Here is a 23,442-nt window from a genome sequence, read left to right on the forward strand (position 1 = left end):
TCAGCTCCGGGTCTTCGTCGCGGAGGGAGCCGGGGAGCTGGACGAGGCGCTCGCCGGGCGATAGTGGTTGTACTTGTTGGTGTAGAGGTCGGACGCCTTGACCTTCCCCGGCTTGATGTCACCGCGCTCCTCCAGCCAGTCGATCCACAACTGGAGTTGCTTGTCGGCGATCCGGCCGCCGGTCTCGGCGACCCCGAAGGACTTCCAGTACTTCAGGGGCGTGGCGTCCTCCTTGCGCTTGCGCTTCCTCACCACCTCGGTCATCCGCGCGATCACTTCCTCGCGCGGTGTTCTGCGGGCCCACTCGATGGCCCGGGCCACGCCGGTGACAAAGGTCTTGACCGTGTCCGGGTTCTGCCGCAGAAAGCGATCGGTCATGACATACGTTCCGGCGCTGAAATTCCCGAGCAGCTGGACGTCGGTGAACAGCGGCCGGATCCCGCCCTTGGCCAGGGCCTTCTCCCGCAGGATGTCGCCCAGCACACCCACCTGGATCTGGCGTTGCCGCAGCGACTGTTCGGTATTGACCGGCGGCACCACCAGCGGCTGTACCTTGCCGATCTCCCCTTGGGACAGTCCATGACGCTGGAGATAGATATCGAGCATCGCCTCGGAGTGGGCGCCGAGGGTGTTCATCCCGACCTTCTTCCCGATGAGGTCGCGAGCCGATCGGATCGGACTGTCCTCCAGCACGTAAAAGCCGTTGTACGCGGCCTTGTCGGATCCGTAGTAAGCGATGACGGAGGTGATCGGGGCACCGTTCGCGGCCAGTTTGACCACCGCGCCGTTGAAGGCTCCGCCGAAGTCGACCTGTCCGGTGGCCGCGGACTGGATGTCCTGGGGACCGCTGATGGTGTTGCCGACCCAGTCCAGCTGCACATCGCCCAGATACCCCAGGTCCTCGGCGAGCTCTGGCAGGGTGACCTGGCCCGACCATCCCTGGTACCGGAGTTTCTTGGTCTGCTTCCCGGAGGCGTTGCCCGTGGCCGTACCGCAGCTCACCGCCGCGGCCGAGACACCGAGCAGGGTCATGAATTGTCGCCTGGAAGTAGCTGTGCGCATGAAAGGGGTCCTTGCGAAGGGGGATGTGAAAGGCAGGCCGAATAGCCGCACGGCGCTATCCGAAAAACCGCACGCGCATGAGTCCTGGCAGCACCATGAAGCCATTCCTCGTCATGTCGTGCAGGAAAGGCCGAGGAAGGTGGGGGGAGCGGACCGGGAAGGCAGGACTCACCGTGCCCAGAGGGCAGCGGATACCGTCAGATGCCGAGCGGGAAGAAAAGTGAGGGAGTCGAGCGCGAACGACTCAGCGGCCGGCGGCACAGATGGCGCTGGCCTGGCGTCGCAGATCGACGTGCAGACGCACGGCGAAATTCTCGGATTGGCTCACGTCAAGCAGGATGGCAGTGGCGGAGTCCCTCGTCAACGACTTCCGGATGCCGTCTCGCATGGCGGATTCCTTACCCTCGGCGGGCCGGTTTCGCATCACCCTCTTCGGGCCGCCTCGCAAGGACTTCCGGTAGGCGGGGGCGGAGAGAGCGATGTCGAGGTCGGTCACCTCCAGCAGGTGACGGGCGTCCAGCAAGTGCGGGCGTGCTCCAGGTCGACGCTCCGGGACGAGCGGACCCGTGCTGCAACGCGCGGGCTGTCAGACCGGGTTCATGGAAAAGTGCCTGAATGAGTATCAGCCAGCCGACAGGAACGGTACGTCCGGGCCCTCTCGCGGGGGTGAAGCCACCGTCGACCGTGGACGGACGCAGCCTCGCCGGGCTGGTGCACGGCCGGTCGGAGAACGACTGGCACCAGGCCGCACGCGTCGAGTACCGCACCCTCACAGCACTCCAGCGCCGCAAAGGCACGGCGAGCTGCCGGACGACGTCCGGCAGCCACACGTAGCGACGTTCAGACCCGCGGTGCGGTCTGCTCGAGGGCGCGGGCTCGGGCGCGCTCGGGGTAGCGGGCGGTGAACATGGCGGGCAGCACGAACCCGGCCACCTGGACCGCCGTCGAGGCCGTATCACCCAGATCCGCGGCGTGGACCGCGGCCAGGGCGGCGGCGGAGAGGGTGAAGGCGGTGGCCCAGACGGCGGTGATCACCACATTGATCCGGCGGAACAGCGGGGTGCCCCACACCTCGCGCGGCGCCTGGCGGCGGGCTATGCCGGTGGTGAAGGGCCGCCGCACGGCGACCGTCACCCAGGCGGTGACGGCCAGCCAGCCCAGCGCCAGCGCGCCGCCGTAGGACTCAAGGGCGCTGTGCGGGCGGGCGAAGGAGAGCGCGGTGAGACCCGCGAAGAAGACCACCGTGCTGCCCTCCAGCACCAGGGCGTCCGCGTCCACACCCGACTTCCGCTGCTGCACCAGCAGCCCGGCCCCGATCACCAGGCCCGCCAGCGCGCCCCACTGCCAGCCCAGTGAGGAGACCACCGCGAAGGCGATCCACGGGATGAAGCCGCGCAGGTAGTTCATGTCCGCTCCTTTGTGGGCGTTCCGGCCCTCTCGTCCCCTTGCGGCGACATTCTCACTCCGACATGTCAAAAATAGAAGGTCCAACGTTGACGTGTCAATATTGGAAGGTAAAGTGGAGGTCATGAGCCTTCGCCATGCCGTACTGGGGCTGCTGGCCGACCACCCGGCCAGCGGCTATGACCTGATGAAGCTGTTCGAGACCTCGTTGGCGAACGTGTGGGCGGCCACCCAGAGCCAGGTCTACGGGGAGCTGGGCAAGCTGTCCGACGGGGGCCTGGTGGCGGTCACGGCCGAGGGTCCGCGCGGCCGCAAGGAGTACGCCATCACCGAGGACGGCAAGGCCGAGCTGCGGCACTGGCTGACCGGCACCCCACCCACCACCACCCGCCGCAGCGACATGCTGCTGCGCGTGTTCTTCCTCGGTCGGCTCACCCGGTTGGAGGCGGTCACCCACCTCGAGGCCGAGGCCGCCCGCGCCGCCACGCGCCGCACCGCCCTGAAGGAGCTGGAGAAGTCCATCGACTGGGACGAGGGCCCGCTGTCGGTCTACGGCCGGATCGTCCTGGAGTACGGCGTCCGGCAGTCCGTCATGCAGGAGGAGTGGGCCCGCTGGGCCGCCGAGCGCGTCGGCGCCCTCGACGAGAGCGCGGATGCCCCGACCGTGGCTGCCCCGCCGCCCGGCCCCGAGGCACCGGCGCCCTAGACGAAGGAGCCCGGTGTGCTCCCCAGCCCGCACTGAGCGTCTCATCCGGCCGCGCCGGACCCCGGTGTGGAGCGGACCCACCTGGGCACGCCGCCGTTCGGCGTGGCGTGCCCAGGTCGCCGCGGGCGCTCAGTGCCGGTGCGCGGAGCGTACGGGGGCGGTGTCGGTGCTGGGCTTGTACGGGGTGATGCCGGCGTAGGTGGCGCGGTAGCCGTGGCGGCGTAGTTCGTCGTAGCGAGCGCGGTTGCCGCTGTGGAGGGTGGCATCGCACTCGGCCCTGCCCTGGGCGCCGGTCACCGCTGTGCACAGCTTCCGGGTACCGGACGCGTCGGTGAACCGGATGGTCTGACCGCGCAGCGGGGTGCCCTGGGCGTTGGTCAGGGTGGCGGACAGCCCCTTGACCTTCAGATACGGAGGTGTCAGGTGCCGTTGCACGGTGGCCGGGGACGCTGTGAGACGGGTGGACTCGTGGTGGGTTGCGGTCGGAATGGCCAGTCCGACGGGAGTGTGCAGCCCGGCGATGGGGACGGTGGTCTGGGTGCCACCGCGCGCGGGGACCTCCACCACCCGGTCGTTGCCGAAGTCGGCGATGAACAGGTCGCCCTGCGCGTCGAGGGCCAGCCCCTGCGGGCTGTTCAGCCCGGTCGTCGGGACGGTCCACTGAGAGCCGCCGCGGGCGGGCAGTTTGATCACCCGGTTGTTGCCCGAGTCGGACACATACAGGTTCCCGGCCCGGTCGAACGCCAGCCCGGTGGGCTGGGAGAGGCCAATGAGGGGGACGGTGGTCTGCGGACCGCCGTCGGCGGGCACCTTCACGACGCGGTCGTTGATGAAGTCGGCGATGAACAGATCGCCGTCGGCATCGAGGGCCAGGCCGTCCGGGTGGAGCAGACCAGTGGTCGGAACGGTGGTCTGACCACCGCCGTTCGGAGGGACCCGCACCACCCGGTCATTGAAACTGTCCGAGATGAAGAGGTCGCCGTCGCGGTTGAGGCCCAGTCCGATCGGGCGGTTGAGGCCGGTGGTGGGGACGGTGGTCTGACCGCCGCCGTTGGCCGGGACCTCCACCACACGGTTGTTTCCCGTGTCGGAGACGAAGAGGTTGTTGGCGGCGTCGAGCGCGAGACCGGTCGGGCGGGTGAGCCCGGTGGTCGGGACTGTGGTCTGGCCGCTGCCGTCGGTGGCGACCTTCAGCACCGTGTTGTCGGTGTACTCCGAGACGTACAGGGGCACGGTGCGCCGCGCGCGGTCGGGAGGCGCGGCCGTGGCCGTGGTTGCCGGTGCGATGCCAGCCGTACACAGCGTCAGAATTCCTGACAGCGCGGTCAGTCGCTGTCGTGTGGAAAAACGGATCATGACACACCCATCTGTTCTGGACGGACGCCCGACCCTAGGAACCCATGGCCCGCCCTCGTCCGCACCACGCCACCGGCCCGCCCGGCATCCACCCCAACGGCAGGCGCGGGGCGGTGGCGGGTAGATGGGTGAGTGGCCGAGTGGTTCAGGGCCCGCCGGTGATGCCGACGATGGCCGCGCGGAGATGTTCGATGACCGCGGCGTTGGGACAGACGTGGCCGTAGCCCTCGATGAACAGCCCTCTGGCTCCGGGAACGGTCTCGGCCAGGGCCCGCCCGTGCTCGACGGGGATGATCGGGTCATCCGTGCCGTGGATGACCAGGGTGGGCACGTCCAGCGCGCGCAGCCTGGGCGCGAGGTCGCCGACGGATGCGATGGCGTCGATGGCGAGCTGGCTGGCGTCCGGGTGCCAGGGGTTGGTCGCGCGGTCGTACTCGTGGGTGAGGACTGCCCGGCACCCCTCCATGTCGTACTCCGTGCTTCCAGCCAGCGGCGCGTAAGCGCTGAAGCGGGCCTCGATGAACTCCTCCCGGGTGGCGGGCGGGCTGGCGGCCAGCTCGGCCGCCATCTGCGCCACGTGTGCCAGGTAGTCGGCGTGCGGGGGCGGAGAGAAGAACGACGCCTCGCCTCTGAGGGTGGGCACCACGCCCGCCAGGCGAGAACTGGTCGAACACAGCGTCAGTGAGCGTACGCGGCCCGGGTGGTCGAGCCCGAGGAGCTGGGCGACGAGTCCGCCCATGGACCCGCCGACGATGTGCGCGGCGTCGACGCCGTAGCCGTCCAGGACCGCCACGGCGTCGCGGGCCAGGTCATGGCAGTCGTAGGGGTTCTTGTCGTAGTCGATCAGGGTGGACTTGCCGGTGTTGCGCTGGTCGTAGCGGATGACGTGCCGCCCACTCGCCGCCAGGCCGTGGCACAGGCTGTCGGGCCACCCCACGGCCTGGGCGTCCGCTCCGACGATCAGCAGCACATCCGGGTCGGCGGGATCGCCGAAGTCCTCGGTCCACAGCTGGAGTTCACCGGCAAGGACGATCTTCTCAGGCATGTGACGGTCCCTTCATGTCCCGTCCGGAAACGCGTTCTGTCCCTCGCAGGGACTCGATGGCGGCGTCGCGGATCGCTCCACGGCGGGTCTTGCCCGCGTCGTCGCGCAGCGGCTCGTCGGTGAGCTCGATGGAGCGGGGGATCTTGTAGCGGTCCAGCCGGTCGGCCAGGTGGTCGAGAAGCGCCTCGACGGTGGTGCCGGGGGCTGCCTGGACGACGGCGTGGACCCGCTGGCCGAGGTCGTCGTCCGGAAGTCCGACGACCACACTGGTCAGCACCGCGGGATGCTCGCTGAGAGCCGACTCGACCTGTGCCGGGTAGATGTTGGCGCCACCGGAGACGATGAGGTCGGTGCGGCGGTCGCTGAGGTAGAGGTAGCCGTCCTCGTCCATCCAGCCGAGGTCGCCCAGGGACTCCCAGTCGCCGTGGCTGCGGGCCTCGGCCCCGATGTACCGGTAGCCGGGATCGCCCTCGGGCGCGCGCATGAAGATCTCGCCGATCACCCCGGGCGGGGCCGGTGTGCCGTCGGGGTTCAGCACGGTCATCTCGCCGCTCATCGGACGGCCCACCGAGCCCCGGTGCGCGAGCCATTCGGTGCCGTTGAGTGCGGCGATCGCCTGGGCTTCCGTACCGGAGTACATCTCCCACAGCCGCTCGGGACCGACCAGGTCGATCCACGCCTCCTTCACCCATGGCGGACAGGCCGCCGAGGAGTGCAGCACCACCCTCAGCGAGGAGGCGTCGAAGCGTCCCGGTTCCTCCTGCGCCGTGCGCCAGATGCGCTGCATCATGGTCGGCACCAGCACCATCCACGACACGGCGTGGGTGCGGATCGCGTCGATGGCCGCGGTGGCGTCGAAGCGGGGCAGCACCACCAGGTGGTGGCCCAGGAACAGGCCCAGGCTGGAGAAGGTGAAGGGCGCGTTGTGATGGAGCGGGCCCGCGACCAGCTGGCAGTCGTCGGGTTCCATCAGCATCGCGCGAGCTTGGGCCAGGTCGATGTCACCGTCGTGGCCGTCGACGATGACTTTGGGGCGTCCGGTGCTACCGCCTGAGGTCGGAGCCTTCCAGGAGGGGGAGATCCGTTCGGGCAGCGGCCCGTCACCCAGGCCCGTGGGAGGCCGGAAACCAGCTGGAACATGAGCGACGCCGGGGTGGTCGGCGGGATCCAGATCCCCGACCACCAGCGTGGAGCCCGCCAGTTCCACGATCTCCCGCCGCTCACGGGCCGGCAGCCGCCAGGAGACCGGCTGCGGCACGGCACCGAGCTTCCAGACGGCGACGGCGGCGAGGTGGAACTCGGTGGAGTTCGGCAGCGCGATGGTGACGAAGTTACCGTGTCGCACCCCGAGTTCCGCGTAGGCGCGCGCGAGCCGGTTGCTCCCGCGGTCGAGCTCCTCCCGGGTCAGGGTCCGCGCGCCACAGGTGATGGCGGGGCGCTGCGGATCCCGCTTGGCCAGTTCCCTGATGATGCGGCCGATCGGTTGCGTCGTGGACATCGGTCTTCCTTCTCACGGCTGGACCGGACGGCGGCCGGGACGTCCTCCTCCGGTGCGGGACGGGCAGGCGGAATGAAGAGTGGCGCGTACGTTCCCTCGGGCCGGCCGCGCTGCCGTCACCCCGGGCAGCACTGCCAGTCCGCACGCCATCAAAGGCCGGGGTCGGGCATGGCCGCATCCGTAGAACCACTGGTGCCCTCGCATGCGCCCCCGCCCCCGCGACACCGCCTCCGGGCCGGAAAGGTCCGGGGCATGATGTGACCGCCGCCACTGTTTCCGCAACCTGGACACAAACGTTCATGGCCGGTAACACTTTGCGCAGCGGGGGCCTGCCGAGCAGGCCGTCACCCACCGCGGATGCGCTCATGGCGCACCCACCCCCGCGCACTCGCCCCCTCACGGGCTACGAGGCGCGTTGTGTCTCAGCGTTCGACATTTCTTCTTCCTCCTCGCCTCCGCGGCCGCTTGGGGAGCACACCCGCGTGGTGGTGGTCCTCCCCCATGGCTCGTTGAGTCCACCGCCCTGACAGGGAGTCGCTCCATGAACGTCACGGTCGTCCCACCGGACACGGGGAAACCGCCGAAAGCCCGGTACGGCGCGCTCATGACGTCAGTCGTCAGCGTCACCCTCATGTACAACATCTGCCTGGGGGGCGCGCTGGGGATCCTGATACCGAAACAGATCGCCGAGATCACCCCCGATGGCAAGGTCGGGGCGCTGGCCATGGTGACCGCGGTCGGCGCGGCCGTCACCGTCCTCGCCAACCCCCTCGCCGGTGCGCTGTCGGACCGCACCCGCGGCCGCTGGGGACGGCGTACGCCCTGGGTGGTCGCCGGTGGTCTGGGCAGCGCGGTGTCCCTGCTGGCGCTCGGCGCCCTGGGGGCACTGATGTGGATCGCGGTGTTCTGGGCACTCACGAAGATGTTCCTCAATGTGCTGATCGCGCCGGTCAACGCGCTGGTGCCGGACCGGACTCCCCCGGAGAAGCGCGGCTTCGTCTCCGCCCTGATGGGACTGGCGGGGTTCGCGGGCGCGGTGGGGGGCACGCTGGTGGCCGCGGCGTTCGTGTCCCGGATCCCGCTCGGCTACATGGTGATCGCGGTGGGTCTGGTGGCCGCGGCCGGGTTGTTCACGCTGCTGTCCGGCGACCGCTCCAGCGCGGGTGAACCGCGGCCCCCCTTCCACCTGGGACGCTTCCTCCGCGGTTTCTGGGTGAGCCCCCGCCGGTACCCGGACTTCGCCTGGGCGTTCGTCGCCCGCACGGCGATGGTCCTCGGATTCAACGCGATCCTCACCTACCAGCTGTACATCCTCCAGGACTACGTGGGCATGTCCCTGGACGACGCCGCGGAGCTCAGCCCCGCCCTGAACCTGGTGCTGGTGGCGGGCGTCATCATCGGCACACTCCCCGCCGGTGCCCTGTCCGACCGACTCGGCCGCCGCAAGGTGTTCGTGTTCATCTCCTCGCTGGCCATCGCCATCGCCGGTCTCTTTCCGCTGATCTGGCCCACCGTCACCGCGATGTACGCCTTCTATGCGATCGCCGGCCTGGGCTTCGGCTGCTACGCGGCGGTGGACCAGGCCCTGATGACACTGGTGCTGCCCAACGCCGAGGACAGCGGCAAGGACATGGGCATCCTCAGCATCGCGAACAACGGGGCCACGGCCGTGGCCCCCGTCGTCGCCGCGGGTCTGATCAGCGCGCTGGGCGGCTACCGGTCGCTCTTCGGTGCCGGTGTCGCGCTCGCGGTCATCGGCGCGGTGGCCGTCCTGCCGATCAAGAGCGTCCGCTGACCCGGCGCACGCCGACCCGCGGAGGAGCCCCTACGCCGGCCCCCGGGCGTGCCCCGGCGTCCGGGGGCCGGTCGGCAGGAGCGGCACGTCGATGACGGGACGGGCGCGGAGCGCCACCTCCTCCGCCGCGCGTGCGGCCTCCTCACGGTTCACCCCGAGGGGTGCGCACCTGACCTGTTCGTGCAGCTTGACGACGGCGTCCATCAGCATCTGCGGGCGGGGCGGGCACCCCGGCAGATAGATGTCCACGGGGACGATGTGATCGACCCCCTGGACCACGGCGTAGTTGTTGAACATCCCGCCCGAGGACGCGCACACGCCCATGGCGATGACCCACTTGGGGTTCGGCATCTGGTCGTACACACGGCGCAGCACGGGAGCCATCTTCTGGCTGACCCGTCCGGACACGATCATGAGATCCGCCTGTCTCGGCCCGCGCCAGTACTCCATCCCCCACCGCGACAGATCGTGCTTCGCACCTCCCGTCGCCATCACTTCCATCGCGCAGCACGCCAGTCCGAAGACCGCGGGGAACATCGACGACTTGCGCGCGGCTCCCGCGAGGACTTCCACGGTCGTGAGGGCGAAACCGCTCGGGAGACTCTCTTCGATACCCACACCAGCACCTCTGTTCCAAAGGGTCCGGGGACGGCAGTCCTGGCTGATCGGAGCGTTCTGCTCCTCACACAACGTAGCCGGACGGCACCGGACCGGAACCAGGGGTGAGGACGACCCACCGGAAGATGAGTAACAACTACTCACCGCTGAGGTGTGTGCGCGGTTCTCCTCCTCCGGTACGGTGCGGGGCGCCCAGCAGGCGAGCGGGGCCGCCTCCGCCCCCGGGATGAGCAGGAATTACTCACCGGCCCGGCAGGGAGCGCGGCGAGAGTTGCTGCGGGCAGGCAGCACGGCGGAGTGCCGTCCGGTGGACATCCGGGGCACCCGTCGGCACCACCCCATGCCGCCCGGTCTCTCCACCGACTTTCGTCATGCCCCCTGGGAAGTGATGTGCATGTCCTCCACCCCCCTGATGCCCGCATACGCCGAGCGGCTGATCCGCGGCCGACGTGCCACCCGGGCCTTCCTCCCCGCCCCCGTCCCCGAAAGGACACTGCATGACATCTTCACGCTGGCCGGTGCGGCGCCCTCCTCGTCCAACACCCAGCCCTGGCTTGTCGAGGTGGTCAGCGGAGAAACCCGTGACCGGCTGAGCAAGGCCCTGCTCGCCGCGAAGGAGGAGAACGCCTTCACGTTCGACTATCCCTACGACGACACCATGTACTCCGGCAACAGCGTCCGGTGGCGTCAGGACATGGGAGCGCGGATGTACAGCTCCCTGGGCATCGCACGGGACGACCACGAGGGGCGGCATGTCATCCTCCGGGACAATCTGCGGTTCTTCGGCGCCCCGCACGTGGCGCTGATGTTCATGCCGCCCAACGCGGAGGAACGGATGGCCAATGACACCGGGCTGTACGCACAGACCCTGATGCTCGCCATGACCGCCCACGGGGTGGCCAGCTGTCCGCAGGCGTCCCTGGGCTTCTTCTGCGACACCATCCGCGAAACGCTCGGCATCAGCGACAACAAGCTCATCTTCGGGATCTCGTTCGGCTACGCCGACGAGTCCTCCCCCAGGAACCAGGTCCGCATGCCCCGCGCGGAACTGGCGGAGACGACCCGCTTCCACCGCTAGTGCCGCGTCAGCCAAGGTTCGCCCGGTAGCGAGGCGTCCTGGTGCGTGCGATCGCAAGGCGGCCGCAAGCCGTCGTAGTGGGTCTGCTCGGGCTTTCGGCCAACGCAGCGAGTGTGCGTGCCAGGGCGGCGAGCGGGGGCGAACCTTGGCTGACGCGGCACGAGCGGCGCCCCGCGGCTGGGCCCCCGCAGCCGGCGCCCCGCGGTGAGATCTCCGAAACGAGCACTTCACGGGAGCGGGAACGTCCGGGAAACGAACCCTCCCTAGCGTTTCCGCCCATGGATGCAGAGCTGTATACACAGCTGGACACAGCCTCCGTACCGGAGGCCCGGCCCGCGTGCTCGCTCGGTGGGACGGTCTACGCGAGGTTGCGGGACGCTCTCCTGAACGGCGAGTTCGGGGCGCGTGAATCGCTGGCCGAACTGCGGCTGGCCGCGCGGTTCGGGGTGTCGCGGACGCCGGTGCGCGAAGCGCTGGCCCGGCTGCACACCGACGGGCTGATCGAGCGGGAGGACGGTGGCTTCTTCGCCACCGTCCCCAACCTCGCCCAGCTGAAGGACTTCTACGAGCTCCGGGTCACCCTGGAGTTGCGGGGGGTCGCCCGCGCCATCGAGGACTCCTCCGTACGGCACGATCCGGCAGTCCTCACCGCCGAGTTGGAGCGCTGGTACGCGATGCGCGAGCGTCCTCCCGCGCCGGACCCGCGCTTCGTCGTACAGGACGAGCGGTTCCACGCCGAGCTGTCCCGCGCCTCCGGCAACCCTGCCCTGACCGAGGCACTCGTGACGGTCAGCGAGCGGATCCGTCGGGTGCGGATGTACGACTTCCTCACCCGGGACCGGGTGCAGACGACCATCACCGAGCATATCGAGATCATGGAACTCGTCCGCGACGGCCGCCTCGACGAGGGCTACCGGGCCCTGCACGCCCATGTCGGCGACTCGATGGCCGTGGTCATGGAGCGCGCCCAGCGGGCCATGACGCAGATGGCCCTGCACGCCGGCCGGATCTGACCTCCGCTGTTTTCCCGCACGGGGTCCGCACCCCGTGCCCGCACTCCCCCGTCCTGCCGACGACGCCACACGGGGTCCGGCCGCCCGCACGGCACATCCGGTACCACCCAACGCACTCCCAGGAGGCGTGGCATGAGCGCCATCGAGTCACGGTCGGCAGCGCCGGACCGTTCCGCATCGGCAGACCCGTCCGGCAACCGGCAGACCGACCAGGCGGTGAAGGAGACCCTGGAGGACTACACCCTCCGCTTCGCACCGCGCAGTTACCGCCGCTGGACACCGGCGGTCGTGGCGACCACCGCGCTCGGCGGCATCGCCTACATGGCCGACTTCTCCATCGGCGCCGGAATCGGCCTGGCACACGGCACCGGTAACGCCCTCGTGGCGATCGCCGTCGCCGCCGTTGTCATCTTCGTCACCGGTTTCCCCCTCGCGTACTACGCCGCCCGCTACAACATCGACCTCGACCTGATCACCCGCGGCTCCGGCTTCGGCTACTACGGCTCGGTGCTCACCAGCGTCATCTTCGCCAGCTTCACCTTCGTCTTCTTCGCCCTCGAAGGGTCGATCATGGCGCAGGGGCTCGAACTCGGCCTCGGACTGCCGTTGTGGCTGGGCTATCTGGTCTCCACGCTGATGGTGATCCCGCTGGTGATCTACGGTATGAAGGCGCTCAGCACGCTCCAGGTGTGGACCACCCCCGTCTGGCTGCTGCTGATGGTCGCCCCGCTGGTGTACCTGATCGCCACCGACCCCGGCAGTGTCGACCGCTTCCTCTCCTACGCGGGCACGGGCGGCGACGGTGGCGTCAACACCGCCTCCGTCCTGCTCGGCGCGGGGGTGTGCCTGTCCCTCATCGCGCAGATCGGCGAGCAGATCGACTATCTGCGCTTCATGCCGCCCAAGACCACGGAGAACAGCCGGGCTTGGTGGACCGCCGTGGTGACGGCCGGTCCCGGCTGGGTGGTGCTGGGGGCGCTGAAGCAGGCCATCGGTGTCTTCCTCGCCGTGCACATCCTGGCCGACGTGGGACCGGCGGCGGCGCCCGAGCCGATCCAGCAGTTCCGCGGCGCCTTCGCCGCGATGATGCCGTCCTGGCTGGTGATCCCGCTGGCGGTGGTCCTGGTCGTGATCAGCCAGATCAAGATCAACGTCACGAACGCGTACTCCGGTTCGCTCGCGTGGACCAACTCCTTCACCCGCGTCACCGGGCACTACCCCGGCCGCATGGTGTTCGTCCTGGTCAACCTGGGCATCGCGCTCGCCCTGATGGAAGCCGACATGTTCAGCGTCCTGGGTGACATCCTCGGCTTCTACTCCAACTGCGCGATCGCCTGGGTGGTGACCGTCGCCACCGACATCCTGATCAACAAGTACCTGCTCAGACTCTCCCCGCACGCCCCCGAGTTCCGCCGCGGCATGCTCTACGCCGTCAACCCGGTCGGGGTCGTCGCCTTCGTCGCCGCCTCCGGTCTGTCCATCGCCATGTACTTCCACCTCCTCGGCGACACCCTCCAGCCGTACTCCCCGGTCGCCGCGGCCGTGATCGCCTTCGTCCTCACCCCGCTCATGGCGGTCGTCACCAAGGGCAGGTACTACCTGCGCCGCACCGACGACGGCATCGCCGAACCGCTCCTGGATGCCGACGGCAACCCGAGTGCGGTCGGCTACCGCTGCCACGTCTGCCACCAGTCGTACGAGCGACCCGATCTGACCGCGTGCCAGACACACCACGCGGTGGTGTGTTCGCTGTGCCTGAGCACCGACCGGGCCGCTGACCACGTGCTGCCCGCCCAGCCGTCCGCCGCGTAAACCCGGTTCCAGCGGCCCACACCACCCCCCACACCACCGCCCCGCCCCGTTCCGTCCCGTCCCGGAGGAGCCGCCGTGTTCGACACCCTGCTCGTCGCCAACCGCGGAGAGATCGCCTGCCGCGTCATCCGCGCCGCGGACGCCCTCGGTCTGCGGACCGTGGCGGTGTACTCCGACGCCGATCGCGGCGCACCCCATGTCCGGATGGCCGACGAGGCCGTACGGCTCGGCCCGGCGCCCGCCACCGAGAGCTATCTGCGGACCGACAGGGTGCTGGACGCCGCCCTGGCCACCGGCGCCGGAGCGATCCACCCCGGCTACGGCTTCCTGTCGGAGAACGCCGTCTTCGCCACCGCCGTGGAGGAGGCCGGACTCGTCTTCGTCGGCCCCACCCCGGCCCAGTTGGAGGTCTTCGGCTCCAAACACACCGCCCGCGCCGCCGCGCTCGACGCCGGTGTACCGCTGCTGCCGGGCAGCGGGCTGCTGGCCGACGCCGAGAGCGCGCTGCGCGCGGCCGGGGAGATCGGCTACCCGGTCATGCTCAAGGCGACCGGTGGCGGAGGCGGTATCGGCATGCAGGCGTGTGCCGATCCGGCGGAACTGCGCGAGGCGTTCGCCCGGGTGACCCGGCTGGCCCGCGGCAGCTTCGGCGACGGCGGGGTGTTCCTGGAGCGGTACGTCACCCGCGCCCGCCATGTGGAGGTGCAGGTCTTCGGCGACGGCACCGGCCGGGTGATCAGCCTCGGCGACCGTGACTGCTCCCTCCAGCGCCGCAACCAGAAGGTCCTCGAAGAAGCCCCGGCCCCGGGTCTCCCTCTCCGCCTTCGAGAGCAACTTCACAGCAGCGCACGCGAGTTGTGTGCGTCGGTCGGTTACCGGTCCGCCGGGACCGTGGAGTTCGTGTACGACGCCGACCGCGAGGAGGCGTCCTTCCTGGAGGTCAACACCCGCCTCCAGGTCGAGCACCCGGTCACCGAGGAGATCACCGGTGTCGACCTGGTCGGCTGGATGCTGCGCCTGGCCCGTGGCGAGACCGGCTTCCTCGACGGGGTCCCCGACAACGGTCCGCCACGAGAGGGCCACGCCGTCGAGGCCCGTGTCTACGCCGAGGACCCGGCCCGCGACCACCGCCCCAGCGCCGGGCTCCTCACCCGGGTCGACTTCCCCGGCGACGTACGCGTGGACAGCTGGGTGGAGACCGGCCAGGAGGTGTCCACCTCCTACGATCCGATGCTGGCCAAGGTCATCGCCACCGGCCCGACCCGGGCCGAGGCCCTGGCCCGCCTCGACCACGCCCTCGCCCGCACCCGGATCGACGGTGTCGAGACCAACCTCGGCCTGCTCCGGGCCGCCTGCCACCACCCGGACACGGCCGCGGCCCGGCACACCACCGCCACGCTCGGCGAGGTCTCCGACGGCCGTGCACGGGTGGATGTGGAACGCCCCGGCACCATGACCACCGTCCAGGACTGGCCGGGCCGGATCTCCTACTGGGAGGTCGGCGTCCCTCCCAGCGGCCCGATGGACGACCTCTCCTTCCGCCTGGGCAACACCGCGGTCGGCAACCCCGAGGGGGCGCCCGGTCTGGAGTACACCCTCGACGGCCCCGCGCTGCGCTTCTCCCACCCGGCGGTCGTCTGTGTCACCGGCGCCCCCGCGCCGGTCACGGTCGACGGTGTCCCGGCAGCCCAGTGGGAGCCGCTGGACATACCCGCCGGGGCGCTGCTGGAGGTCGGCACGGCCGACGGGCCGGGGATGCGCGGCTATGTCCTCGTCCGCGGCGGCCTCGACGTACCCGAGTACCTCGGCAGCGCCGCCACCTTCACCCTGGGCGGCTTCGGCGGTCACGCGGGCCGCGCCCTGCGCGCCGGCGACGTCCTGCGCCCCGCCGCCCACAGCGGCGAAGGTCCCGCCCCCGCCCCCGTCCCGGCCCGCGCCCGCCCGCACTTCACGTCCGAGTGGCGGATCGCGGTGAGCGAAGGACCGCACCCCGCACCGGACTTCCTCACCCGGCAGGGTCTGGCCACCGTGTACGCGGCCGAGTGGAAGGTCTCCGCCCAGTCGGCGCGCACCGGGGTCCGGCTGATCGGTCCCAAGCCCGCATGGGCCCGCCGGGACGGTGGTGAGGCCGGACTGCACCCCTCCAATGTCCACGACACCGCGTACTCCGTCGGCGCCGTCAACCTCACCGGCGACACCCCGGCCGTACTCGGCCCCGACGGACCGAGCCTGGGCGGCTTCGCCTGCCCGGTCACCATCGTCAGCGCCGAGCGGTGGAAGGCGGGTCAGCTGCGCCCCGGCGACACCGTCCGCTTCGTCCCCGTCACCGAGGCGACGGCCGACTCCCTGCGCCGCACACCCGCGCTGCTCACCCTCGCCTCCGACGGCGCGGACGGCGACGACGGTGTCCTCGCCCGCCGCGCCGCCACCGACACCGCCCCCGAAGTGACCTACCGGCGCGGCGCCGACGACAACATCCTCGTCGAGTACGGGCCGATGACCCTCGATCTGGCCCTGCGCATGCGGGTCCACGCCCTGGCCGCGCACCTCGCGGACCACCGCCCGCCCGGCCTCGTGGACATCACCCCCGGCGTACGCTCCCTGCACCTGCACACCGACCCCGACGCCCTGCCGCTGCGCACCCTCCTCGCCCGCCTCCAGGAGGCCGAGGACCATCTCCCGGCCGCCCATGAACTCACCGTCCCCAGCAGGGCCGTTCACCTCCCGCTGTCCTGGGACGACCCGACGGTCGACGAGGCGATCGCCCGCTACTCGGCGTCCGTGCGCGACGACGCCCCCTGGAACCCGTCGAACATCGAGTTCATCCGCCGTATCAACGGCCTGGACTCGGCCGACGACGTGCGGCGCACCGTGTTCGACGCCGAATACCTCGTACTCGGCCTCGGCGATGTCTACCTCGGCGCCCCCGCCGCCACCCCGCTCGACCCGCGCCACCGCCTGGTCACCACCAAGTACAACCCGGCCCGCACCTGGACCGCCGAGGCGGGCGTCGGCATCGGCGGCTCCTACCTGTGCATCTACGGCATGGAGAGCCCCGGCGGCTACCAGCTCATCGGCCGTACGGTGCCCATCTGGGGCGGGCTGCGCCCGCACCGATCGTTCGCCGACGGCACGCCCTGGCTGCTGCGCTTCTTCGACCGCATCATCTGGCATCCGGTCTCGCCCGCCGAACTCCACGACATCCGCGCCGATCTGGCCTCCGGCCGCACCGGACTCGACATCCGGCCCGGCACGTTCTCCCTGGCGGAGCACGAGCGCTTCCTGAGCGAGAACGCCGCCGACATCGCCGCCTTCCGCACCCGCCAGGCCGCCGCGTTCACCGCTGAACGCCGGGCCTGGGAGGCATCCGGTGAACTCACCGAACGCCCTGCCGCCGCCCCCGCCCCGGTCCTCGCCCCCGTCGCCCCGCCGCCCGGTTCCCGGCTGGTCGAGGCACCGCTCAGCTCCAGTGTGTGGAAGGTCGAGGCCGGTCCCGGAGCCACGGTCGAGGCGGGTCAGCCACTGGTCGTCCTGGAGGCCATGAAGATGGAGGTGGTGGTGCGTGCCCCGGCCTCCGGCACCGTCACCGACATACTCGTCACCGCCGGACAGCAGATCGACGCCGGTGCCCCGCTGGCCGTCCTCGTGAAGGAAGAAGCCGCATGACCCTGGTCCCGTCCTCGCCCACCTGTGCGGAGCGCGTCACCGCCGCGTACCGGCGCATCGCCGAGACCGACCGCCCGGAGATCTGGATCTCCCTGCGCGAGGAGTCGGACGTACTGGCCGAGGCACACGCGCTGGACGCCCGTGTCGCCGCCGGTTTCGCAGGTGGCAGCGGTGACACCGGCGGGGAACTGCCGCTCGCGGGAACCCTGGTGGCGGTCAAGGACAACATCGACGTCGCCGGACTCCCCACTACCGCCGCCTGCCCCGCGTACGGCTACACCCCCGACGTCTCCGCACCGGCGGTACGGCGTCTGGTGGAGGCGGGCGCGATCGTGCTCGGCAAGACCAACCTGGACCAGTTCGCCACCGGCCTGGTCGGCACCCGCAGCCCGCACGGCCCGGTCCGCAACGCACTGCGCCCGGAGAAGATCTCCGGCGGCTCCAGCTCCGGTTCGGCGGTCGCCGTGGCGCTCGGCATCACCGATATCGCCCTCGGCACCGACACCGCCGGATCGGGCCGTGTCCCGGCCGCCCTCAACGGCATCGTCGGCATCAAGCCCACCCTCGGTCTGGTCCCCACCACCGGCGTGGTGCCCGCCGCCCGCTCGTACGACGCGGTGACCGTCTTCGCCCGCACCCTCACCGAGGCCCAGCGGGCGGTCACACTGATGACGGGCCCGGACGAGGCCGATCCGCGCTGCCGTGCCTGGCCGGATGGCGTACGCCTGTCCGCACCGCCGTGCCCCCGTGTCGCCCTCCCCCGGGACGAGGACCTCGCACCGCTCTCGCCCCGGGCCCGCGCCGCCTTCCACACGGCGGTCGAGCGGCTGGAGGACGCGGGCGCGGAGACGGCGGTGATCGATGTCGGCCCGCTGCTGGAGGCCGCGAAGCTGCTGTACGACGGCGCGCTGGTCGCCGAACGGTACGCGGCCGTGGGCGACTTCATCGCCGACGACCCCTCCGCCGCCGACCCGACGGTCGCCGGCATCATCCTGGCCGCCGCCTCCCTCCCCGCGCACGCGCTCGTCACCGACCTGGAGCGCCTGGACGGCTACCGCACGACGGCCCGCCGCATCCTGTCCGGTTTCGACGCCCTGCTGCTGCCGACCACCACCGAACACCCGGACATCGCCGCCGTGCGGGCCGATCCGGTCGCACTCAACGCCCGCCTCGGCACCTACACCAACTTCGTCAACCTCCTCGACCTGGCCGCCGTCGCGGTCCCGGCGGGCGAGGCGGACGGCAGCCCGTTCGGCGTCAGTGTCATCACCCGGGCGTTCGAGGACCAGGCGGCCATCGACATCGCGGCTCTCCTGACCGCCGAACAGGCCCCCGTCCCCTGGCCCGGCAACGGCGTCGATGTGGCGGTCTTCGGCGCCCACCTGCGCGGGCAGCCCCTGAACCACCAGCTCACGGATGCCGGAGCCCGCTACCGCGGGGAGATCCGCACGGCCCCCGCCTACCGGCTCACCGCACTGCACACCACCCCGCCCAAGCCCGGCCTCCTCCGCGTGTCCCCGCCGGACGGCGCCGAGATCACCGGCGAACGCTGGACCCTCTCCCCCGCCGCCCTGGGCCACTTCCTCGCGGCCCTCCCGGCCCCCATGTTCCTCGGCCGCGTGGAACTCGCCGACCGCACCTGGGCCGTGGGGTTCCACACCGACCCGGCCTCGGCGGCGGCGGGGACGGACATCACCGCACACGGCAGCTGGCCCGCCTATCTGGCGACCCTCACCGACGTCTGACGGGGGCGCGCCGGGACGGGGCCCCCCACGAAGCCGAGCGCGTCCCGCGGCTGGTCCCCGGAGCCCGGGCCGACATCGTTCCCCACACCGGCCATGGACCGCAGATCGACCACGCGGAGGCGGTCAACCGCCGGATGCTGGAGTTCATGAACCCCGTCAACGGGGGGTTTCCCACCGCGGGATGAGCGGCGTCACCGCGCCACGGACCAGCTTGCCCGGCCGCCGGTGGGCCCGGCACGTCGTCCAACGTGCCGGGCCGGGTGCCTCACCCGTCGAGGGCTGCCCTGATCACCGCCAGCCGCCGCTGGTCCGCACGGATCCAGTGCAGGTCGTACGGGTGGCGGGGCGGGCGGCGGGTGGCATCGGCGAGCTCGCGCAGCCGCTCCGTGACATCCGGGGTGAGGCTTCCGCCGCCCAGTTCGCGCAGCAGAGCGATGGCCTCCTCGGCCTGGCCGCCCTGCTCGACGGCCAGCACGAGGGCGTCGGTCAGCGTCTCCTGGTCCAGCTCGCCGTCGGGGCCGATCGCACCGGGGAGGGCCATCAGCGCACCGCACGCGGGCACCAGCGTGTCGATCTTCCGGAACAGCGGCGCGAACTCCGGCGCCAGGCTCGCCGCGGGCGCGCCGATGCGGCGGGCGAGCCGGGCCGCGGCGGCGCCGGTACGGGAGTCCGCGGCCAGGACCGCGGACACCACCGGCAGCAGTTCTTCCGCCGCGCCCGGCCCCTCGATCGCGAGGATCGCGGACGCGGCGCTCAGGCAGTCGCCCCGGTCCCAGCCGACCCCGTCGGTCTCCTCGGGGGCCAGCAGTTCGCGCAGCCGCGGCAGCAGCGGTTCACCGGCCGCGCCGAGCCGACTCGCGCGGGCCACGGCGGAGCGCTTGCTGTACAGGATGTCGTCGAGTCCGGCGCGGACCGCCTCGACCAGTGGCGCGCTGTCGCCGGTGAGCTTGTGGAGCGCCGCGGCGATCGGCATCCGGTCGTAGACGGAAGCGCCGTCGGCGGCGGCCCGCAGCCGTTCGGCGGCCTCCTCGGCATCGTCGGTTCCCGCCGCGGCGGCGGCCACCGCGGCGGGGGCGTTCTGTCGTTCCTTCGGCAGCAGGGCGTACAGCTCCGGCAAGGCCGGGGCGGCCTGCGGCCCCCATGCGCTCAGCAGCGTGCACAGGTAGCGGGGCGCGCCGTAGTTGCGGCGGTCGGGGTTGCGGAGCAGATCCCGGGCGGCGTCGAGAAGTCCGGCGTCGAAGGGGACGACGACCCCGCGCCCGGCGCTCCAGGCCGAGCTGCCGACGGCGGTCTCCAACGACTCCCTGCGGCACGGCAGATCGCGCGCGAGCAGCGGCACGGCCCGGGGGTCGCCGAGACCGATCAGCACGGCGAGCGCGGTGTCCGCGAGCTCCTCGTCCTCGCGCTCACCGCCCCTCGTCCCGACCTCGCCCGCGGCCACGCGCAGCACCGCGTCGGCGGCGGGGCGGGCCTCGTCCCCGAGGCGGCGCAGCTGCGACAGGGCGCGCCCGGCCACCGCGGCGTCCTCGTCCCCCACCAGGGCGGCGAGGTACGGAACGAGGGAGGGCGGGGCGGTGCGGAATTCTCCGCACAGTGTCTCGGCGGCGGCGAGCACACGGCGGTTGCGAAGCCCCGCTCCCTCCCCCTCGGCCGTGGCGACGGTCTCCAGCAGGCCGAGCGCGACGGGGAGTTCACCGCGGTCGGCGAGGAGGGCCAACAGCAGCTCGAAGGACCGGTCGTCGCGGTCGGTGTCCTTCCAGTCGCCGGTGCTCGGGTCGAACCAGCGCTCGCCGGGTTCGGTCTCCGTGCCGTTCAGCGCCCAGGCGGTGGCGGCGGCCGCCAGTTCATCCGTCCACGCGCCGTCGGCGCGCACCAGGCTGAGGGCCGCGGCGAGCCGGACCTCCGGGTCCCGGCCGGGCCCGAGTTCCCCGGCGCTGATCTCGGCCGCGATGTCCGCGTCGGCGACGCGGCACGCCGTCAGCAGGTCGGAACGCAAGCCCTGATCGGTCTCGTCGGCCCAGCGCTCCCGTATCGCCTCGGCCGACGTACGCGAGGGGCCCGACAGGCCGATGATGCGGACGACCAGCCGCCGGATGTCCACGTCCTCGTCCGCGAGCAGCGGCAGCAGCACCGGCACCTGGGCGGCGACGGCGGCCACCAACTCGTCCTGGTCGCCGCGCGGCTGGTCCTCTCCGTCGGCGACGCTGTGCAACAGCTCCAGCAGTGTTTCGGTGTACACCCCGGAGACGCACAACCGGGCCAGATACGGCACGCACTGGACGGTCGCGGTGTACGCGGGCACCCGGGCGCGCATGGCGTGCCAGAAGGAGGTGAGGGCCTCGCGGACGGCCTCGTCGTCGTCCGAGGCGAGGGCGCGCAGGGTGCCCGCCGGGTCGGCGGCGGTGCCGCCGACGAAGCCGGTGGGGAGCCAGACCTCGTCGTCCAGGCCCTCGAAGATCTCTTCTGTGGTGAGCTGTGCCGTCATGCGGAAGATCATCGCAAGGTGGCGGTGACAGGCCGATCGAGGGTTCGTCCCAGGGCCGTAACGGGCGACCGAGAGGTACGGCCCCGCACGGGTCGGCACGTCGCACACCTACGCCAAGCCGTGGAGGGGCGGCGCCGGGCGTGAACATGTTGTGTACGTTGGGCACCGATGACTGAGCGACCACCACACGGCTCGGCCCGCCCGGGCGGACGAACCGCCCGCACCCGCACCGCCGTTCTCACGGCTGCCCTGGACGAGCTCGACGTCGCGGGATTCGGCGCGCTCACCCTCGACAAACTCGCCGTGCGCTCCGGCGTCCATGTGTCGACGATCCGCCGCCGCTGGCGCACCGTCGAGGGCGTCATCGGTGATCTGCTGGCCCAGCAGAGCACCACCATTCCCACCCCCGACTCCGGTGGCCTCCGCCAGGACCTGCACGAACTGGCCAGTGCCATCGCCGACTTCCACGCCACACCCCGCAACCGCAACCTCATCGAAGGCATCGCGGCGGCGGCCGCACACGACCCGCGCGTCGCGGACATCGTGCGCGGCGCCTTCACCGCGCGCACCGAGCACGTCACACAGCTCGTACAGCGCGCGGTCGCCCGCGGCGAACTCACCGCGGACACCGATGCGAAAGAGGTCATCGCGGCCCTCAGCGCCCCCTTCTACTACCGCATCCTCATCCTGCGCGGCACCGTCGACGCCCGTCTGGTGCACACGAGTGCCGAGGCGGCGTATCTCGCGGCACGCGCGGGGGCGTTCGGCCCACCGGAGACGGAAACCAGCTGCCGGACGCGGAAGGACACACCTCACGAGGGCGCTCCCACCGCCGTTCTCCGCGCCCACGCGTGAGACCCGGTCTCCGTCGACGCGCGCGGTTCCGTCGTTGCCGCACACAGCGTTGCGCCGCGACGGAAGCCGCGGAGACCCACCGCGGATCTGGTGGACTGGACGGTATGACCACACTGCCGGACCGCGTCCTGCGGGCGCTTGACCAGTTCAATGCCACCCACCCGTGGGATCACAACGCCCACTACCACCGGTGGATTCTGCGGCAGCTCCCCCGGCGCCTCGAGACCGCCCTGGACATCGGCTGCGGCAGTGGTGACCTCGCCAGGCTCCTGGCCACCCGCGCCCGCACGGTGCGCGGAATCGACTCCGACCCGGCGATCATCACCCGAGCCAGGGAACTCACCGATCCGGCAGCGCCCGTCGCCTTCACGGTCGCGAACGCGCTGACCGGGATCCCCAGCGGCCGCTACGACGTCATCACCTGCGTCGCCGCGATCCACCATCTGCCGTTCACCGAGGCGCTCACCACCTTCCGCGAGCGCCTGGCGCCCGGCGGAACCCTGGTGGTGGTCGGCCTCGCCCGCCCGACAACTCCCGGCGACCATCTGCTCGGAGCCGCCGCCGTCCCGCTCAACGTCGCCACGGGCTGGCTCAAGAACAGGGGCCGCCAAGCACCCCGGCCGCCGTCGATGACCGCCCGGACCCGCCCGGCGGAGATGAGCTTTCCCGACATCGTCCGCCGGGCTCGTGACACCCTGCCCGGCGCCCGGCTGCGCCGTCGGCTGTTCTGGCGCTACACGCTCGTATGCCATCGCCGTTGAGCGAGGCGGGCGGCCACGGCCGCCCGCGCGTCCGGGTCGGTCCCGGTCCGTCAGGGGCGTGCGTGAGCGGCCCCGGGAGCGGGGTCACGCGATACCGAGGACCAGCAGGGCGAACGCCGTGACGATGACGGCGACGCGTCCGTAGTGGAACCGGTCCCAGCGGCCGAGCTGCTGCCGCCAGTCCGCCGGGAGGGTGTCCTCCGTCCACCGGGCGACACGGGAGTTGATCGGAACCAGCAGGGCGATCGACATCAGCACACTCAGGACGAGCAGGGCCGTGGCTGTGGCGACGAGCCCCGCTCCGGCGTCGCCCCACGCCAGCGCCGCCCAGACCGAGCCCAGCACGACCGAGCTGATGTACCAGACGGGCATCACCTTGCCCAGGATGCGGGCTCCCGCGCCGCGGGCCGCGAGGCCGCCGTTGTCCGGCAGCTGCTCGAAGATCGGGTTGAGGAAGACCCCCACCGCGAACTCCACGCCCACCATGAGACCGACGACCACCACCGTGACGACGGAGAGTGTGTGCTGCATGACCCCTCCCGA

General features: G+C 71.3%; 19 protein-coding genes and 1 pseudogene. 11 read left to right on the plus strand and 9 right to left on the minus strand.

Annotated elements, in window-relative coordinates:
• Both HUT19_RS02920 and HUT19_RS02925 read right to left on the minus strand, forming a co-directional pair.
• On the minus strand, window positions 1-1,062 hold the full coding sequence (locus tag HUT19_RS02920; protein WP_176178912.1) for an ABC transporter substrate-binding protein: 1,062 nt from the start codon (window positions 1,060-1,062) through the stop codon (window positions 1-3).
• Between the two features lie 244 nt (window positions 1,063-1,306).
• A complete protein-coding gene (locus HUT19_RS02925) occupies window positions 1,307-1,585 on the minus strand; it encodes a hypothetical protein (protein WP_176178913.1) in 279 nt (92 codons plus the stop codon).
• Between the two features lie 143 nt (window positions 1,586-1,728).
• Here HUT19_RS02925 and HUT19_RS02930 point away from each other — a divergent pair, with 143 nt between their 5' ends.
• A complete protein-coding gene (locus tag HUT19_RS02930; protein WP_176178914.1) occupies window positions 1,729-1,896 on the plus strand; it encodes a hypothetical protein in 168 nt (55 codons plus the stop codon).
• A gap of 6 nt (window positions 1,897-1,902) precedes the next feature.
• Here HUT19_RS02930 and HUT19_RS02935 read toward each other — a convergent pair whose 3' ends face one another.
• Complete coding sequence (locus HUT19_RS02935; protein ID WP_176178915.1) at window positions 1,903-2,469, minus strand: hypothetical protein; 567 nt, start codon at window positions 2,467-2,469, stop codon at window positions 1,903-1,905.
• Between the two features lie 121 nt (window positions 2,470-2,590).
• On the opposite strand from HUT19_RS02935, the gene HUT19_RS02940 reads away from it, so the two are divergent.
• A complete protein-coding gene (locus HUT19_RS02940; protein ID WP_176178916.1) occupies window positions 2,591-3,172 on the plus strand; it encodes a PadR family transcriptional regulator in 582 nt (193 codons plus the stop codon).
• A gap of 129 nt (window positions 3,173-3,301) precedes the next feature.
• Here the strand turns inward: HUT19_RS02940 and HUT19_RS02945 are convergent, their stop codons facing one another.
• The 3 genes from HUT19_RS02945 to HUT19_RS02955 form a co-directional block, all read right to left on the minus strand.
• Window positions 3,302-4,528, minus strand: coding sequence for an SMP-30/gluconolactonase/LRE family protein (locus HUT19_RS02945; protein WP_176178917.1), 1,227 nt, complete (start codon window positions 4,526-4,528; stop codon window positions 3,302-3,304).
• Between the two features lie 145 nt (window positions 4,529-4,673).
• Complete coding sequence (locus HUT19_RS02950; RefSeq protein ID WP_176178918.1) at window positions 4,674-5,573, minus strand: alpha/beta fold hydrolase; 900 nt, start codon at window positions 5,571-5,573, stop codon at window positions 4,674-4,676.
• Window positions 5,566-7,071 carry an AMP-binding protein gene (locus HUT19_RS02955; RefSeq protein WP_176178919.1) on the minus strand — a complete coding sequence of 502 codons (1,506 nt, stop codon included), beginning with the start codon at window positions 7,069-7,071 and terminating at the stop codon, window positions 5,566-5,568. Before HUT19_RS02955 ends, HUT19_RS02950 begins: the two co-directional genes overlap by 8 nt.
• 604 nt (window positions 7,072-7,675) lie before the next feature.
• Here HUT19_RS02955 and HUT19_RS02960 point away from each other — a divergent pair.
• A complete protein-coding gene (locus tag HUT19_RS02960) occupies window positions 7,676-8,866 on the plus strand; it encodes an MFS transporter (RefSeq protein ID WP_176178920.1) in 1,191 nt (396 codons plus the stop codon).
• Window positions 8,867-8,896: 30 nt separating this feature from the next.
• Here HUT19_RS02960 and HUT19_RS02965 read toward each other — a convergent pair whose 3' ends face one another.
• Complete coding sequence (locus tag HUT19_RS02965) at window positions 8,897-9,484, minus strand: NADH-quinone oxidoreductase subunit B family protein (RefSeq protein WP_176178921.1); 588 nt, start codon at window positions 9,482-9,484, stop codon at window positions 8,897-8,899.
• Between the two features lie 394 nt (window positions 9,485-9,878).
• On the opposite strand from HUT19_RS02965, the gene HUT19_RS02970 reads away from it, so the two are divergent.
• From HUT19_RS02970 to HUT19_RS42745, 6 genes and pseudogenes are all read left to right on the plus strand, one after another.
• The gene (locus HUT19_RS02970) at window positions 9,879-10,562 is read left to right on the plus strand and encodes a nitroreductase (protein WP_176178922.1); all 684 of its coding nucleotides are present in this window, start codon (window positions 9,879-9,881) and stop codon (window positions 10,560-10,562) included.
• Between the two features lie 278 nt (window positions 10,563-10,840).
• Window positions 10,841-11,575 carry a GntR family transcriptional regulator gene (locus HUT19_RS02975; protein WP_176178923.1) on the plus strand — a complete coding sequence of 245 codons (735 nt, stop codon included), beginning with the start codon at window positions 10,841-10,843 and terminating at the stop codon, window positions 11,573-11,575.
• 132 nt (window positions 11,576-11,707) lie between these two features.
• Window positions 11,708-13,387: a cytosine permease gene (locus HUT19_RS02980; RefSeq protein ID WP_176178924.1), complete on the plus strand. Its 1,680-nt coding sequence runs from the start codon at window positions 11,708-11,710 to the stop codon at window positions 13,385-13,387.
• A 75-nt stretch (window positions 13,388-13,462) separates the two neighbouring features.
• Entirely contained in the window at window positions 13,463-17,053 is a 3,591-nt protein-coding gene (uca, locus tag HUT19_RS02985) for an urea carboxylase (protein WP_176178925.1), read from the plus strand.
• Window positions 17,050-18,798 (plus strand): allophanate hydrolase, encoded by a 1,749-nt coding sequence (gene atzF, locus HUT19_RS02990; protein ID WP_176178926.1) that lies wholly within the window; start codon window positions 17,050-17,052, stop codon window positions 18,796-18,798. The genes uca and atzF overlap by 4 nt, the downstream gene beginning before the upstream one ends.
• 29 nt (window positions 18,799-18,827) lie before the next feature.
• Window positions 18,828-18,983 (plus strand): annotated as a pseudogene (locus tag HUT19_RS42745) (alpha/beta fold hydrolase); the annotation flags it as partial.
• An 80-nt stretch (window positions 18,984-19,063) separates the two neighbouring features.
• On the opposite strand, the gene HUT19_RS02995 reads toward HUT19_RS42745, so the two are convergent.
• Window positions 19,064-21,283, minus strand: a complete 2,220-nt coding sequence (locus HUT19_RS02995) for a hypothetical protein (RefSeq protein WP_176178927.1) — start codon at window positions 21,281-21,283, stop codon at window positions 19,064-19,066.
• Window positions 21,284-21,451: 168 nt separating this feature from the next.
• Here HUT19_RS02995 and HUT19_RS03000 point away from each other — a divergent pair, with 168 nt between their 5' ends.
• A complete protein-coding gene (locus HUT19_RS03000) occupies window positions 21,452-22,138 on the plus strand; it encodes a TetR-like C-terminal domain-containing protein (RefSeq protein WP_176178928.1) in 687 nt (228 codons plus the stop codon).
• Between the two features lie 104 nt (window positions 22,139-22,242).
• Window positions 22,243-22,899: a bifunctional 2-polyprenyl-6-hydroxyphenol methylase/3-demethylubiquinol 3-O-methyltransferase UbiG gene (locus HUT19_RS03005; protein ID WP_176178929.1), complete on the plus strand. Its 657-nt coding sequence runs from the start codon at window positions 22,243-22,245 to the stop codon at window positions 22,897-22,899.
• Window positions 22,900-22,983: 84 nt separating this feature from the next.
• Here HUT19_RS03005 and HUT19_RS03010 read toward each other — a convergent pair whose 3' ends face one another.
• Window positions 22,984-23,430: a DUF1772 domain-containing protein gene (locus HUT19_RS03010; protein ID WP_176178930.1), complete on the minus strand. Its 447-nt coding sequence runs from the start codon at window positions 23,428-23,430 to the stop codon at window positions 22,984-22,986.
• Between the last annotated feature and the right edge of the window lie 12 nt (window positions 23,431-23,442).

The organism is Streptomyces sp. NA02950, assembly GCF_013364155.1.
Lineage (GTDB): Bacteria > Actinomycetota > Actinomycetes > Streptomycetales > Streptomycetaceae > Streptomyces.

Excerpts from the sequence above, each read along its gene's own strand:
- HUT19_RS02920 (WP_176178912.1), bottom strand. The coding sequence starts at position 1,062 with ATGCGCACAGCTACTTCCAGGCGACAATTCATGACCCTGCTCGGTGTC.
- HUT19_RS02935 (WP_176178915.1), bottom strand. The coding sequence starts at position 2,469 with ATGAACTACCTGCGCGGCTTCATCCCGTGGATCGCCTTCGCGGTGGTC.
- HUT19_RS02940 (WP_176178916.1), top strand. The coding sequence starts at position 2,591 with ATGAGCCTTCGCCATGCCGTACTGGGGCTGCTGGCCGACCACCCGGCC.
- HUT19_RS02945 (WP_176178917.1), bottom strand. The coding sequence starts at position 4,528 with ATGATCCGTTTTTCCACACGACAGCGACTGACCGCGCTGTCAGGAATT.
- HUT19_RS02950 (WP_176178918.1), bottom strand. The coding sequence starts at position 5,573 with ATGCCTGAGAAGATCGTCCTTGCCGGTGAACTCCAGCTGTGGACCGAG.
- HUT19_RS02955 (WP_176178919.1), bottom strand. The coding sequence starts at position 7,071 with ATGTCCACGACGCAACCGATCGGCCGCATCATCAGGGAACTGGCCAAG.
- HUT19_RS02960 (WP_176178920.1), top strand. The coding sequence starts at position 7,676 with ATGACGTCAGTCGTCAGCGTCACCCTCATGTACAACATCTGCCTGGGG.
- HUT19_RS02970 (WP_176178922.1), top strand. The coding sequence starts at position 9,879 with ATGTCCTCCACCCCCCTGATGCCCGCATACGCCGAGCGGCTGATCCGC.
- HUT19_RS02975 (WP_176178923.1), top strand. The coding sequence starts at position 10,841 with ATGGATGCAGAGCTGTATACACAGCTGGACACAGCCTCCGTACCGGAG.
- HUT19_RS02980 (WP_176178924.1), top strand. The coding sequence starts at position 11,708 with ATGAGCGCCATCGAGTCACGGTCGGCAGCGCCGGACCGTTCCGCATCG.
- atzF (WP_176178926.1), top strand. The coding sequence starts at position 17,050 with ATGACCCTGGTCCCGTCCTCGCCCACCTGTGCGGAGCGCGTCACCGCC.
- HUT19_RS02995 (WP_176178927.1), bottom strand. The coding sequence starts at position 21,283 with ATGACGGCACAGCTCACCACAGAAGAGATCTTCGAGGGCCTGGACGAC.
- HUT19_RS03000 (WP_176178928.1), top strand. The coding sequence starts at position 21,452 with ATGACTGAGCGACCACCACACGGCTCGGCCCGCCCGGGCGGACGAACC.
- HUT19_RS03005 (WP_176178929.1), top strand. The coding sequence starts at position 22,243 with ATGACCACACTGCCGGACCGCGTCCTGCGGGCGCTTGACCAGTTCAAT.
- HUT19_RS03010 (WP_176178930.1), bottom strand. The coding sequence starts at position 23,430 with ATGCAGCACACACTCTCCGTCGTCACGGTGGTGGTCGTCGGTCTCATG.